The organism is Streptomyces sp. NPDC086519 (genome assembly GCF_040686075.1).
GTDB classification, from domain to species: Bacteria; Actinomycetota; Actinomycetes; order Streptomycetales; family Streptomycetaceae; genus Streptomyces; species Streptomyces shenzhenensis.
Genome location: NZ_JBFBJL010000012.1, coordinates 74,505 through 88,084, shown reverse-complemented (window position 1 = coordinate 88,084; position 13,580 = coordinate 74,505). Strand labels below are relative to the sequence as shown.

Sequence of the window (13,580 nt, the reverse complement as noted above, 5' to 3'; positions counted from 1 at the left end):
GAGATCACTCATGGTTGCAGTCGTCACCCCCCTCCAGCAGGAAGGCGTCCGTCGCGAGCAGAGCGTCGGCGACCTCGGGCAGGGTGCAGCCCACGATCACGAAGTCGACGTCGAGCCCCGCCTTGGTGCGCTGGAACAGCAGCTCGTTGATGGCGGACCGGCACATCTCGCTGGTCTCGCAGAGGTGGAACTCCACACGCTGGGGGGCGGCCGCCATGACCTCGCCGAGGATCCTGCGGAACTTGCCCAGCTCGGCGGCGTCGATCACGCCGCGGCAGCTGATGTGGGCGGTGCCGCCGTCGAACTCGCCGCGCATCCGCAGCCGCATTTGGGCGGGCTCCAGCTCCACCCGCACCCGCACCGGTTCGGTGCCCTCGGGCAGCCGTACGGTCAGGTCCTTGGCGTCGAAGTTCTGGTACGGCTGTCCGTCCACCCACACCCGGGTCAGTTCCGCCGAGCCGGCCGGCAGCAGGTCCGGCGCCACCCGCAGCAGCCGCTCCGGGAGGTCGTCCGGACGCGGCCGGAAGTGCAGGGTCACCGGGTCGTTGCCGAGCAGCAGGCCGGTGTAGGTGGCCGCCAGGTAGCACAGCTCCAGCGCGTGGTACCCCGCCATCGCGTGGCTGCCCTTGAGCCGCTCGGTGCCCAGCAGGTACGGGATGCCGTTGGCCAGGACGTTGAAGTAGACGCCGCCGTCCTCGTAGTCGAGGAAGTACGCGTTGTAGAACGACGCCGCCTCCCGGGCCAGCCGCAGGTGCTCGGGGTCGTCGGTGGTGCCGGCCAGGATGAGGTAGGCGAGGATCGCCTGCTCCTGCTGCCACCAGGCCTTGCGGTCGTGCCAGACCATGCGGTGGATGCCGCTGTCCGGGTCGGGCTGCCGCTCCACCACGTCGTACCAGCCGCTGCGCAGGCCGTCGCTGCCCACCGCGGGCATCAGCTCGGCGATCCGCTCCGCCGTGGCGAGGTACTCGGGCTTGTCGTGCAGGGCCTTGATGCGGGTCAGGTTCCAGGTGATCTTGAGGTTGTGGCCGACCACCGCGCGGTCCTGCTGCCAGCCCCAGGTGCGGTCCGGGCTCCAGTCGGCGTGGAACCGTTCCTGCACGAAGGGGGAGTCGGGCTCGTCCGGGAACCGCTGGACGATCGTGTCCGCGGTCTCCTCCAGGAGCGCGGCGAAGTCCGGACGGCCGGTCGCCAGATAGGCGTTGATCAGGTACGCCGGGGCGTGGTCGCCGACGGAGTTCCAGTTCTTGCGGGACCGGTTGCGGCCCAGGGAGTCGGCCCCCGGGTCCAGGGCGATCGGGTCCAGGTGCGAGAAGAACCCGCCGTGGACGGGGTCGCGGAAGTACTTCTGGAACAGGGCGACCGTGCGGTCGATGTCGTTCAGGATCTTCGGGTCGCCGGTGATCCGGAAGGTCTGGGTGGGGCCGGCCAGCGCGTAGATCTGCTCGTACATCGGGATCGCGTCGTAGTCGTCGCCGAACTCCGAGGCGAAGACCGGGCGGTGGCCGTTCGGCGTGATGTCGATGCCGTGGTACCAGTAGGTGATCCCGTCCGCCTGGTCGTCCACCCGCATGTGCTCGCGCAGGTACTCGGTACCGGACTGCGCCGCCTCCAGGAAGCGGTCCTCGCCGGTCAGCAGGTAGGCCGTGGCCAGCCCGTACACCAGCCGGGAGATGGTGTCGGTCTCCTGGCGCACGTCCTGGCCGTGGAAGTCCGGTAAGTGGGTGCCGCTGAGGGTGAGGTGGGTGCGGAAGTTGCGCCAGTCGTACTTCCCGTCCGGGAACTGGCCGCGCAGGTAGAAGTCGGCGATGGCGGCGGCCTGCCGCACCCACCAGTTGGGGTGCTCGAAGACGTACTGGCCGCGGCTCTCCTCCGGGAAGGTGATCTCCTTGGCGTCGAAGCGGGCGCCGCCCTCCCACTCGTAGAGGATCCCGTACGCGAACAGGAACCGGCCCTCGGCCAGCATGTCGACGGTGCGGGCCGTGGTGTCGTGGTAGGGGTCGCCGAGGTTGCGGACGATGCGGGAGACGGCGTTGTGGGTCAGGTGGACCGTGAACTCACGCCCGTCCGGGCTGCGCAGGCCGAACATCCGCCTTGTGGGGCTGTAGTGGGTGACGTAGCCCGCCAGGGTGTCGGAGGTGATACGTCGTTGGGAGAGTGCGCTCATCGTCGCGTGCCCTTCTCGTCAGGCAGGGCCGCCAGCAGCGCTACGCTGCGGCCCTGGGCGTGATAGGTGGGACCGTCGACCGGCTCCTCCGCTCCGGGCGGGAGGATCTCGTGCGGGGCCGGCCGGGCCGTGTCCAGGACGCGGTGCCAGCGGTGGCCGGGGATGACGGGCAGCTCGAAGTCGAGGCCCAGGTGGTACATGTTGAGGACCAGGTGCAGGTCCGGATCACCGTCGAAACCGCCGTACGTACAGGCCAGCACATGGGCGTCGGGGTTCTCCCAGCCCGGCTGGTGCAGCCGTGTGCCGTGCCAGGTGATGTCCGGCAGGAGACGGGGGTTGAGCCGCTCGGAGAAGAACTGCGGCTCACGGAAGGTGCGGTAGCGCTTGCGCAGCCCGATGACACCGCGGGTGAACCCGAACGTCTCCTGCTCCGCGGCGGCCTGGTCCCAGTCGAGCCAGGAGAGCGGGCCGTCCTGGCAGTAGCCGTTGTTGTTGCCGTTCTGGCTGTTGCGGAACTCGTCGCCGGCCAGCAGCATCGGGACGCCGCGGCTGAGCATGAGGATCGACAGCAGGTTCTTGATCTGCCGCACCCGCAGCCCCTCGACCTCCGGGTCGTCCGTGGGGCCCTCGGTGCCGCAGTTCCAGCTGAAGTTCTCGTTCGTCCCGTCGGCGTCCGCCTCGCCGTTGGCGTGGTTGTGCTTGGTGTTGTAGCTGACCAGGTCGTTGAGGGTGAAGCCGTCGTGACAGGTCACGAAGTTGATGCTGTTGGTGGGCAGTTCCTCCTGCGGGGCGAACAGGTCGGCCGAGCCGCCGAGCCGGGAGGCGACCTCGCCGGCGATGCCCGCGTCACCGCGCACGAACCGCCGTACGTCGTCCCGGAAGGGGCCGTTCCACTGCGCCCAGCGCTTTCCGGGGAACCGGCCCACCTGGTAGAGCCCGCCGCCGTCCCAGGGCTCCGCGATGATCTTCGTCTCGGCCAGGACCTGGGACAGCTCTATCGCCCACAGCGCGGGCGGCACCGCCATCTCGTAGCCCATCGGGCCGCGCGAGAGCTCCGAGGCGAGGTCGAAACGGAAGCCGTCGACGTGATGCTCGGACACCCAGTACTCAAGGGACTCCAGGATGAACTTGGTGACGATGGGGTGGTTGGCGTTGACCGCGTTGCCGCACCCGGTGAAGTCCATGTAGTGGGAGCGGTCCTGCGGCCACAGGTGGTAGTAGGCCTCGTTCGCCGCGCCCCGGAAACTGATCGTCGGCCCGAACTCGTTGCCCTCGCTGGTGTGGTTGAAGACCACGTCGAGGATGACCTCGATGCCTGCCTTGTGGAACGCCTTCACCATGTCGCGGAACTCGGTGATGTGGGTGGCGAGATGAGGGCTCGCGCAGTAGCCGGTGTGCGGGGCGAAGAACCCGTACGGGTCGTAGCCCCAGTAGTTGCGCAGCGGTGTCCCGTCGGGGCCGGTCCGCAGCACCTGGGTCTCGTCGAAGTCGAAGACCGGCAGCAACTCCACGGCGGTGACGCCGAGTTCCTGAAGGTGCGGGATCTTGTCGATGACGGCCGAGAAGGTGCCCGGGCGGGCGGCCCCGGAGGTCGGTGAGGCGGTGAAGCCGCGGACGTGCACCTCGTAGATGACGGTGTCGGCCATGGGGGTGCGCAGCGGGGTGTCGCCCTCCCAGTCGTAGTCGTCCAGGTCGACCACCAGGCTGCGCATGGAGTACTCGACGTTGTCCCCGGGACCGATCGCGCGGGTCCGCTCCCAGCGGCTGTTGACGTTGGCTCGGGCGTAGGGGTCGAGCAGCACCTTGCGGTGGTCGAAGCGGCTGCCCCCGGCGACGGGGTCGCGCGGTCCGTCCATGCGGTAGGCGTAGACCTGGCCGGCGCCGAGCCCCCGCACATGGCAGTGCCAGAAGTGGAAGCTGCGGTGCTGCTCGGGGCGCAGCTGGATGGTCCGGTAGGGCTGGGGGCTGTCGCAATGCTCGAACAGCAGCAGGTCGACGCGGGTGGCGTGTTCGGAGAAGACCGAGAAGTTGACCCCGTCGGCGTCCACGGTGCTGCCCAGCGGCTGCGGGCGGCCCGGGGTGACCCCGGGCTGGGGGACGTCGAGGGTGTCGGGGGCCTGGTCGGCGGGCAGGGTCATGAACTCGTTCGTGGCATCCGTGGTCGTGGTCGTGGTGGTGGGGCCGGTCGGGTGGTCCTGGGCCTCGGCCGGGGCGCTCATGCGAACACCGCCCGCGTTCCGGCCGGGACGTCGGCGCGCAGCCCGGCGAAGAGCTCGTCCCAGGGCACGGGACCGGAGGCCGGGCCGGGCTCGCTGCGCATCTCGAACGTCACGCCCCGTGCGGCGGGCGAGTCGAGCGCCCGGACGCAGGCCTCGGCGACGTACGCGCGGGTCACGAATCCGTCGCCGGCGTCGCCCTGCTCCAGGTGCAGCACGCCGTGGCCGGGCTCGTCGGTCAGCCAGCCCGGCCGGATCACCGTGTAGGGCAGGCCCGAGGAGCGGACCGCGTCCTCGCCGGCCAGCCGCCAGTCCAGCATCCTGCCGTAGGCGTTCATGGGGTGGTCGCGGCGGGTGACATGGCGCTGGCTGACGAGCACGAAGTGCCGGTCGGCACCGGCGGTGCCCAGGGCGTCGAGGACGTGGCGGACGCCGCCGTGCAGGGTCGACTCCGGACTGTCCGGGCCGGCGGCGTCGGTGCCCGGTTCCACGGCGTAGACGACGGCGGCGCACCCGTGCAGGGGGGTGCGGAGCGTGCCGGGGTCGCGTACGTCGGCCGTGAAGTACTGCGCCTGCGCGGGCATGTGCCGCCGGGCGCGCTGGGTGCTGCGGCCGATGACCCGGACGGTCTCGCCCCGGGCCAGCAACTGCCGGGTGACGAGCCGGCCGACTCGGCCGGTCCCTCCTATGACTGCGATCGGGCTGTCCATCGAGAAAACTCCCCAGGGCGGTAGCCGAGCCGGACGAATGGCGTGCGGGAAGGAGCGGGTGGAGGCGCGAGGACGCGGAAGGATCCGGTCAGATCCAGCGCAGGATGTCGTCGGAGCTGGTCAGGTGGGTGCCGGAGGGCAGGCCGGTGACGGCGGGGACCCGCAGCCGCGGATAGACGCTCACCCCCGACAGCCGGGTGCCGGGGCGCAGGTCGGCGGCCTCGCCGATCGCCGAGTGGACGAGCCGGACGGGGTTGTCGCGTGCGGAGCGCACCTGCGCCATGGGCCCCACGTACGAGTCGGTGATGCGGGCGTACGGCCCGACGACGGCGCCGTCGCCGATCGCCGTCCGGCTCAGCCGGGCCCCTTCGTCGATGTCGACGTCGTCGCCGACGTCCGTGTAGCGCAGTTTCACGCCGGGGCCGATCTCGGCGTTGCGCCCGATGCGTACGGCGGGGCCGACCACCACGCTGCCCTCGGAGATCTTCTGGGCGAGGGTGGTGCCCTGCACGCTGTCCTTGGTGCGCAGGCTCGACTCGTGGATCCAGTACCGCGGGTCGGTGCTCACCGGTGCGCCCATGGCCCGGCTCATCCAGGGGTAGCGGCCGCGCAGCACGTCCCCGAGGGTGGCCAGGTAGTCCGGGATGCTGCCCAGGTCGCCGAGCCGGTCGATGGGCGCGGCCGCGACCGGCAGGCCCCGCCGGACCAGCCAGGGCAGCAGGTCGCCGCCCCAGTCGAGGTGCTGCTGGGCGAGCCGGATCATCTCGGGGGTACGGGCCGCCAGTCGCAGCCGCTCGCAGTCGACCAGGTACATGCCGGCGTTGGTCGGCAGGGTGAAGCCGGTGCCCGGCAAGGATGTCTCGGGAAAGAGGCGGTGGACGCGGTCGAGGCCGGGTTTCTCCAGGAAGCCCGAGACGGTGCCGTCCGCGGACGTCTGCATCACGCCGTACTTGCCGGCGATCTCCTCGGCCGTACGGGCGACGGAGGCGACGGTCACGACGGCGTCGGCGGCGTCGTGCGCGTCGGTCAGCAGGGGGAGCGAGAACTCGAAGACGGAGTCGACCGGCATGACCAGGGCGCGGCCGGTCAGGTCCCACCGTTCGAGGTTGTGCAGGGTGGCCGCGCCCGAGCCGACGTTGTAGCGGTCGAGGCGGGCCCGGGAGTAGTGGATCTCGACGCCGAACCGCTCGCCGCGGCCCAGGACGAGCTTGATCTGGCTGTGGTTCTCGGCGCCCTGGGCGATCACGTGGAAGCGGCGGATGCCCTGGTCCCGGCAGTTCTCGACGAGCCATTCGATGACGGGGCGGCCGGCGAACGGGATGAGCGCCTTGCTGCGGATGTAGTCAGAGGAGGCGAGGGTGAGCGGTTTGGCACGTTCGCCCCGGCCTCCGGCCAGGATGATCCCTGATGTCTCGTCCCCCATGAGTGCGCTGCCTCCTCGGCTGACGAATCAATGCCTTTCAGTCAACTGAGCCTGTCATTGAGAGTCAAGTAAAATGTAAAAAAAATGCGCAGACGGGAGCCGTGGTGCGGCCCTCCGGCCTTTTGAATCATGGCTCTGAGCAGGATCTATACGGGACCGGCTACGGATTTACCCGGCCAGTCAACACGTTAAATCCATCCGTCAACCGTGCTGCCGTGTCACCGGCGCGGGCCGGTCACTTCAGCTCGTCGGGGCAGGGCGTGCCCCGCGGCAGCTGGTACGGCGCCGCCAGCCGGTACGTCCCCGCCCTGGGGGCCAGCAGCATCGTCCACTTGTCGCCCTTGGCGTCCTCCGCCGTCTCCATCAGGCAGCCGTTCACGTTGGTGTACGTCTTCGGCTCGCCGTCGGCCCGGTGCTTGGAGGCCTCGGTCTCCTGGGGCGCCTTCAGGCTCTTGCCGTCCGCGTCGACGATGCTCAGCCAGGGCGAGTACGGGATCCGGATCAGGATCCGGCCGGCCTTGCGGACCTCAAGGGTCAGCTCGCCCTGCTCGGCGCTGTCCACCACCGCGTCGGGCTCGGCCAGCGGCACCGGATCGGTCACCCGGAACAGCTGCCAGTTGGCGTCGCCCCAGATCTGCTTCAGATACGGCATCCCGCGCTGCACCAGCGCCCGCTCGCGCTCCCCGCCGTCGCCGTCCGGCTCGTCCTTGGGCAGGACGACGAAGTGCACGGCCCAGCGCTGTAGCCACTCGTGGTAGTTCGCGGAGTTCAGGGTGTCGTCGTAGAAGAGCGGGTTGCGCTCCATGTCGGCCTGCCGGTTCCAGCCGCGGGCCAGGTTGACGTACGGCGCCAGCGCGGAGGCCTCGCGGTGCGAGCGGGCCGGGACCACCTCGACGCGGCCCTTCTCGGCGCCGACCTGCTGGAGCTGGTGGACGAGCGGGGCGAGCTCGCGGGCCCAGGACGCGGCCGGGGTCGTGTGGATGATGTCGTCGACCGACTTGAAGCCGATCCAGCCGACGAAGCCGAGGAAGGCGAGAACCGTGACGTAGTACTTGCGCGAACGCGGAACCGTGTACGGGAGGGCCGCGACCAGGGTCGCGCCCGCGAACAGCATCGGCAGCCGCGAGATGTTCGAGCCGATCTGCGAACTGACCAGCCACACCAGCACCACGCCGAGGCTGTACACGGCCGCCGTCAGCCGGACCGTCTTCCACTCCTTCGGCACCAGGAAGAGGCAGAGCAGGCCGTACGACAGGGGCAGGATCACCGAGCCGAAGCCCATCGGCTGGGTGCCGGAGAACGGGAAGAGCCAGGCGGAGACCGCCACCACGGCCGCGGGCGCCAGGCCGAGCGCCCAGGCGCCCGGCCGCCGCTTCTGCAGGAACAGCGCGACCGCGACCAGGCCGACGAAGAGCCCGGCCACCGGGGACGACATGGTGGCCAGCGCCGCGAGCGGGGCGGCGACCAGCGCCTTCGCCCACCGTTTGTGGCGCCAGCGGTACGGCCAGCAGAACACCGCCCCGACCGAGGCCAGCGCGAACATCGTGCCGAGCCCGAAGGTGACCCGCCCGGAGATGGCGTTGCACAACAGCGCGAACACCCCGGCGAGCGCGGCCCACAGGGGGTTCTTCACCACCCGGCTGCGGATGAGGAGCAGGGTCAGCAGGCCGGCCGAGACGGTGCCGGCGAGCATCAGCGTGGTACGGACGCCGATCAGCGACATCAGATACGGCGACACCACGCTGTACGACACCGGGTGCATACCGCCGTACCAGGCGAGGTTGTACGCCGAGTCCGGGTGCCGGCCGACGAACTCCGCCCACGCGTCCTGCGCCGCCAGATCGCCGCCGCTGTTCGCGAACGTGAAGAACCAGATGACGTGCAGGATGCCGGCGAGGGCGGTGACCGACAGCACCGGGTGGCGCAGCAGCCGCCGGCGCAGCGGCTCGGCGGCCCGCAGCAGCCTGCTGCCGTCCTCACGCTCCGTATGGTCCGCGTCCGCCGGCGGCATGGCTATTCGCGGGCCGGCTACCGGCCCCGGATCGGCGTCGTCGGCGCGTGTCGGCTCCGCTGTGGCCACCTGAAGGCACTCCCCGTGTCCCGTCTTCTGGTCTCGGCCGTGTTCCACGGTGTTGGCGGCCGCTTTCCGTCCAGTTCGCGGCCGTGTCCCGGCGACCGGCGACCTGCCCCGATTCGTGACGCTAGCACGCACCCCGCCGCGGGGCCCCTGGGTGGGGCGCCATCAGCGGGGTGCGGTGACGGAATGCCGGTTATGGGTCAGCCGAGGCGGGTCAGCTTGCTCGTGAACCCGGGCTCGGTCAGGTCCCTCTGCAAGGCGACCGGGACCCGGACGGCGGAGCCGGAACCGTCACCCACAGTGAGAGTGCCGACCTTGGTGCTCGCCTTCGCGGTGTGCGGCACGTCGTCCGCCTGGAACGACAGCCTCACCTTCAGCCCGGCCCAGCCGGCGGCGGTGACGTCCTCGGTCGCCACCACCGGGGTACGGCCCCCGAGCCCGTCGTCCACGTACCCGACGACGTCGCCCTTCTTGTAGATCGTCGCCGGGACCAGCGCGCCCTGGGCGGCCCGGATCAGCTTGTCGCCGCCGTTGAGGGCGGCGGTGAGGATGCTGTTGTCCGAGGCGGCGCTGGCCGGCTGCCGCAGCACCGCGCCGATGATCGTGCGGGTCTGGCCGCCGACCGTCTTCTTCGCGGCGAAGACCAGGTTGCCGAGGGCGGAGGTGGTGGTGCCGGTCTTGATGCCGACGACGTCGTTGTGACCGACCAGCTGGTTCCAGTTGCCGTGGTTGACGCCCTTGTAGTCGTCGTACGACATCATCGCGGCGACCTCGCGGAAGGCCGGCTCGCTCGCCATGGCGGCCTTCGCCAGCTTCACCTGGTCCACGGCGGTGGACACCGTGGAGTTCGTGAGCCCGGACGGGTCCGTGTACGTCGTGCCGGTCATGCCGAGCTTCTTCGCGGTGGCGTTCATCTTCGCCACGAACGACTTCTCGGAGCCGGCGTCCCACCGGGCCAGCAGGCGGGCCACGTTGTTGGCCGAGGCGATCAGGATGGACTCCAGGGCCTCGCGCTGGGTGATCGAGTCGCCGGCCGTCACGTCGACGGTCGACTCCTGGCCGGCGTTCGCCTGGTCCTGGGCCGCCTGGTCGATCTTGATCTTCGGACCGGTGGCGCCGCTCTTCAGGGGGTGGTCGCGCAGGATGATGTACGCGGTCATCACCTTGGCGACGCTCGCGATCGGCACCGGCTTCTGGTCGCCGGAGGAGCCGAACGTGCCGATGCCCTGCACGTCGAGGGCGGCCTGGCCGTCGGCCGGCCAGGGGATGTCCACCTTGCCGCCGTCGAAGGTGTACGTGTCCTTCGCGGTGAGGTCGAGGGTGGGCTGGGGGAGCGGGCGCAGAGTCTGTACGACCGCAAAGACGATCAGCAGGACGATGACGAGCGGCGTCCAGATCTTGACCCGGCGGAAGAGGGTCCTGACCGGGGTCTCCGGCGGCGGGGGCGTGTTGGTCAGCTCGGCGAGCAGGTCCAGCGGGGGCTTCGGGGGAAGCGGCTGCTGGGTGGTGCGCTCGGGGCCGACCTGCGGGAGGACGGTGGTGCGGGTGGTGGAGGCGGTCTCGGGCTTCGGTCCCTGCTTTATGTCCGACTTGAGCGCGACGAACCTGCTGGTGCGCTCGGCGTCGGCCACCGGGGTCTTCGGTCCCAGCTTGAGCGTGGTGGTGGGCTGGTCGACCTGCGGGGCGCGGGGGGCCTTGAGCGTGGTGGTGGGCTGGTCGACGGCCGCCTCGGCTTCGCCTTCGCCGCCGTCCGATTTCCCACCCGCACCACCCGTGCGGCCATCGTTGTCAGGCGCGGGTGGCCCCTTCGGCTCCTCCTCGCCGTCGGCGTCCGCGCCACCGTCGTCGCCGGATCCGGAACCCCCGCCGTCCGACCCGGACTTGGCGCCCCGGTCCGCGACCGCCCACTTCGGCTTACCGCCGGGCTTGGCGTCCTGGGGTGCACGTGCCGGGTTCGACTTGGCGTCCTGGGGGGTATCCGCCGTCTTCGGCTTGGCGTCCTCGGGCTCACCCGGCGTCCCCGGCTTGGCGTCCTCGGGTTCGTCGGCGGTCGCCGACTCGCCCTCGGACGCGGCGCCTTGAGCCTCGGCGGCCTTCGACTCGCTGCCGGGCTTGGCGTCTTCGGGTTCGGTTGACGCCTTGGGCTTGGCGTCATCGGGTGCGGCGTCCTGGGGTTCGTCGGTGGTGGCCGGCTCGTCCGCTGGCTTGGCGTCTTCGGGTTCGGCCGTCGCCTTCGACGCGCTGCCGGGCCTGGCGTCCTCGGGTGCGGCGTCCTGGGGTTCGTCGGTGGTGGCCGGCTTGTCCTCGGGCTTGGCGTCCTCGGGTTCGGCCGTCGCCTTCGGCTTGGCGTCCTCGGGTTCGTCGGTGGTCGCCGACTCGCCCTCGGGCGCGGTGCCTTCGGGCTCGGCAGGGGCCTTCGGGGCCACCAGGGTGTCCTCGGTCCCGGTCGTTGCCTCAGGTGCCGTAACGGGCTTGGGGGGCTTCTCCGGGGTCTCCGGGGTCTCCTGGCGGTCCTCGGCGTCCGCGGGCGTCTCAGGGCCCTCCTCGGCCTCCGTGGCCGCCTCCGTGGCCGCCCGGGTGGCCTCCTCGGCGTCGTCGCCCGTGCGTACCCACGTCGCCGCCGCGTCGCGGAGCTCCGTGTCGCCGTTGTCGGGTTCGTCGGGCCCGTCGGGTTCGTCGGTCTCGTCGGCCGCCTTCAGGTCCCGTACCGAGAAGATCCGGGTCGCGGTGTCCACGCCGCCGGCGGTCTCCTTGTCGGCGGCCACCGCCAGTCGCGGGTCGCGTGTTTCGGGAACCGCTCCCGCATTCCCCGACGTCGGTTCTGCCGACGACTCGCGCTGCTTCGACCTGTCGGGGGACTCGCCCGCCACCGATGCCTCCTCCACGCTTCGCACGTTGCCGTGCGCTGTCCGAACCATGTACCAGTGTCCTGTGTGCGGGCTTAGCCCCTGCGGTAGACGAGAACGACATACCTACCGGTTCCCTTACGAACCGGTCACGCACCCTCGACAGACCAATGTGAGAGGGGTCACCCTGTCATTCATCCACGCGGGGAGGCATGGATGGGCAGGAGCCGCAGAACACTTCCGGAGGAGCTTCTGCTGCTGGCACTGGACCCGGCCACGGGTACCACTGCACAGCCGCAGTCGCTCGACCTCGGTCTGGCCGGAGCACAGCTAGTAGAGCTGGCGCTGGCCGGACGGATAGCCCCAGACGGGGATCGTATCGCCGTGGTGCAGCCACGGCCGACTGGAGATCCGACTTTGGACTGTGCGTTGGAGTTGCTGCGAAGGCGCGGCGCTCCCGTACGGGCTGTTCACTGGATCGGCGGGCCACGACTCGGCCTTCGCCAGATCTATCTCGCGCATCTGGAACGGTGCGGCATGGTCGCCGCCGTCGCCGGTCAGATGTGCGGGGTGCTGCCGACCACGCGCTACCAGGCGACGGACAACGCCGTCACCCGGGAGATCCGTGGCCGGCTGGATTCGGCGATCCGCACCGGCGTACCGCCGGACCCGCGGACCGCAGCGCTCGCCGCCCTGGCCCACGCGGTCGGTCTCGGCAAGCATCTGTACCCGGGGAACGAGGGCCGCTCCTCGCGTTCCCGGCTGCGGGACCTGATCCGGCACGACCCGATGGGCGGGCTCGTGGCCCACGCCGTCATGGACGTGCAGAACGGCGCGGCCGCTCAGCCACGCCGTAACCCGGCCGCCCCGGCCGGCCGGCAGGCCGGACCAGGCGCCAGGGCCGCCGCACCGGAACCCGCTCGCGGTGTTCCGATGCAACCGCGCCGAGGCGCGGGCGCGATGGCGCGTGCCGTGGTGCACTGAGCCGTAGTTCCACGGCGGCGACAGCCGGCGACAGCCGGCAATGCAGGACCTCTGAAGACCCGGTTCGGGAGCCGCTGGTCCGAGCGGGGCGGTGAGGCGCACGGTACGCGCCTCGCCGCCCCGCTCGGCTGCGTTCGTCCCCCTGCGCCCCGCCGCATCCGGAGCGCGCCCGAACTGACGCGTACGCGCTGCATATCCACTGTTCTCCAGCGGTAGAAAGCCCCTTGGTGGCAGTCTGCTCAACAGCAGATACGCAAAGTGGTAGTTATACGCAGGCAGCCGGAGGTGCACGTCCCGTGGCGTCCAATGTCAATCCCACCGTCAGGCGACGCCGGCTGGGCCAGGAGCTGCGCAGGCTCCGCGAGCTCAAGGGCATGACGGCGGAGGAAGTGGCGGAGCGGTTGCTCGTTTCGCAGTCGAAGATCAGTCGGCTGGAGAACGGGCGCCGGAGCATCAGTCAGCGCGACGTCCGCGACCTGTGCGGGGTGTACGAGGTCGAGGACCAGCGGGTCGTCGAGTCCCTGATGGAGATGGCCAGGGATTCGCGCCAGCAAGGCTGGTGGCATGCGTTCGGCGACATTCCGTACAGCGTCTACATCGGTCTGGAGACGGACGCCGAGTCGCTGCGGGTGTACGAGCCCCAGCTGGTCACCGGACTGCTGCAGACCCGGGCGTACGCCGAGGCCCTGGTGCAGGGCGCGTTGCCGGAGACCTCCGCCGCCGACATCGAGAAGCGGGTCCAGGTCCGGATGCGGCGACAGGAACGTATCACCGCCGAACACAACCCCCTTCGGCTGTGGGTGGTGCTCGACGAGGCCGCGCTGCGCCGGCTCGTCGGCAGCAGGCTCGTCATGCGCGAGCAGCTGGAGTACCTCATCGAGATGTCCCAGCAGCCGCACATCACCGTCCAGGTGCTGCCCTTCGAGTGCGGCGCCCATCCCGGCCTCAACGGCCAGTACGCGATCCTGGAGTTCGCCGACGCGGCCGACTCCAGCGTCGTCTACCTGGAGGGCGTGACCAGCGACCTCTACCTGGAGAAGGCCCACGACGTGCAGAAGTACGCCGTGATGTACGAGCACCTGCGCGCCCAGTCGCTGAACGTCGAGCAGTCCCGGCAGTTCATCGCCGACGCGGCGAAGGAGTACGCCCGCTGAGGCCAC

Annotated in this window: 8 protein-coding genes; 2 read left to right on the top strand and 6 right to left on the bottom strand. The window is 70.5% G+C overall.

The window, feature by feature from the left end; genetic code table 11:
- Positions 1-4: 4 nt before the first annotated feature.
- From AB0P24_RS14005 to AB0P24_RS13980, 6 genes are all read right to left on the bottom strand, one after another.
- On the bottom strand, positions 5-2,164 hold the full coding sequence (locus AB0P24_RS14005) for an AGE family epimerase/isomerase (protein WP_365793553.1): 2,160 nt from the start codon (positions 2,162-2,164) through the stop codon (positions 5-7).
- Positions 2,161-4,383 carry a glycogen debranching protein GlgX gene (gene glgX / locus AB0P24_RS14000; protein ID WP_365793551.1) on the bottom strand — a complete coding sequence of 741 codons (2,223 nt, stop codon included), beginning with the start codon at positions 4,381-4,383 and terminating at the stop codon, positions 2,161-2,163. Before glgX ends, AB0P24_RS14005 begins: the two co-directional genes overlap by 4 nt.
- The gene (locus AB0P24_RS13995; protein WP_365793549.1) at positions 4,380-5,090 is read right to left on the bottom strand and encodes an SDR family oxidoreductase; all 711 of its coding nucleotides are present in this window, start codon (positions 5,088-5,090) and stop codon (positions 4,380-4,382) included. Before AB0P24_RS13995 ends, glgX begins: the two co-directional genes overlap by 4 nt.
- 88 nt (positions 5,091-5,178) lie before the next feature.
- Entirely contained in the window at positions 5,179-6,513 is a 1,335-nt protein-coding gene (locus AB0P24_RS13990) for an NDP-sugar synthase (RefSeq protein WP_365793547.1), read from the bottom strand.
- Between the two features lie 235 nt (positions 6,514-6,748).
- Positions 6,749-8,593, bottom strand: coding sequence for an MFS transporter (locus AB0P24_RS13985; RefSeq protein WP_365793545.1), 1,845 nt, complete (start codon positions 8,591-8,593; stop codon positions 6,749-6,751).
- A 197-nt stretch (positions 8,594-8,790) separates the two neighbouring features.
- On the bottom strand, positions 8,791-11,460 hold the full coding sequence (locus AB0P24_RS13980) for a D-alanyl-D-alanine carboxypeptidase (protein WP_365793713.1): 2,670 nt from the start codon (positions 11,458-11,460) through the stop codon (positions 8,791-8,793).
- 192 nt (positions 11,461-11,652) lie between these two features.
- On the opposite strand from AB0P24_RS13980, the gene AB0P24_RS13975 reads away from it, so the two are divergent.
- Entirely contained in the window at positions 11,653-12,420 is a 768-nt protein-coding gene (locus AB0P24_RS13975; protein ID WP_365793543.1) for a GPP34 family phosphoprotein, read from the top strand.
- 296 nt (positions 12,421-12,716) lie between these two features.
- Positions 12,717-13,574: a helix-turn-helix transcriptional regulator gene (locus tag AB0P24_RS13970; protein WP_093501737.1), complete on the top strand. Its 858-nt coding sequence runs from the start codon at positions 12,717-12,719 to the stop codon at positions 13,572-13,574.
- Positions 13,575-13,580: the final 6 nt, after the last annotated feature.

Excerpts from the sequence above, each read along its gene's own strand:
- AB0P24_RS14005 (WP_365793553.1), bottom strand. The coding sequence starts at position 2,164 with ATGAGCGCACTCTCCCAACGACGTATCACCTCCGACACCCTGGCGGGC.
- glgX (WP_365793551.1), bottom strand. The coding sequence starts at position 4,383 with ATGAGCGCCCCGGCCGAGGCCCAGGACCACCCGACCGGCCCCACCACC.
- AB0P24_RS13995 (WP_365793549.1), bottom strand. The coding sequence starts at position 5,090 with ATGGACAGCCCGATCGCAGTCATAGGAGGGACCGGCCGAGTCGGCCGG.
- AB0P24_RS13990 (WP_365793547.1), bottom strand. The coding sequence starts at position 6,513 with ATGGGGGACGAGACATCAGGGATCATCCTGGCCGGAGGCCGGGGCGAA.
- AB0P24_RS13975 (WP_365793543.1), top strand. The coding sequence starts at position 11,653 with ATGGGCAGGAGCCGCAGAACACTTCCGGAGGAGCTTCTGCTGCTGGCA.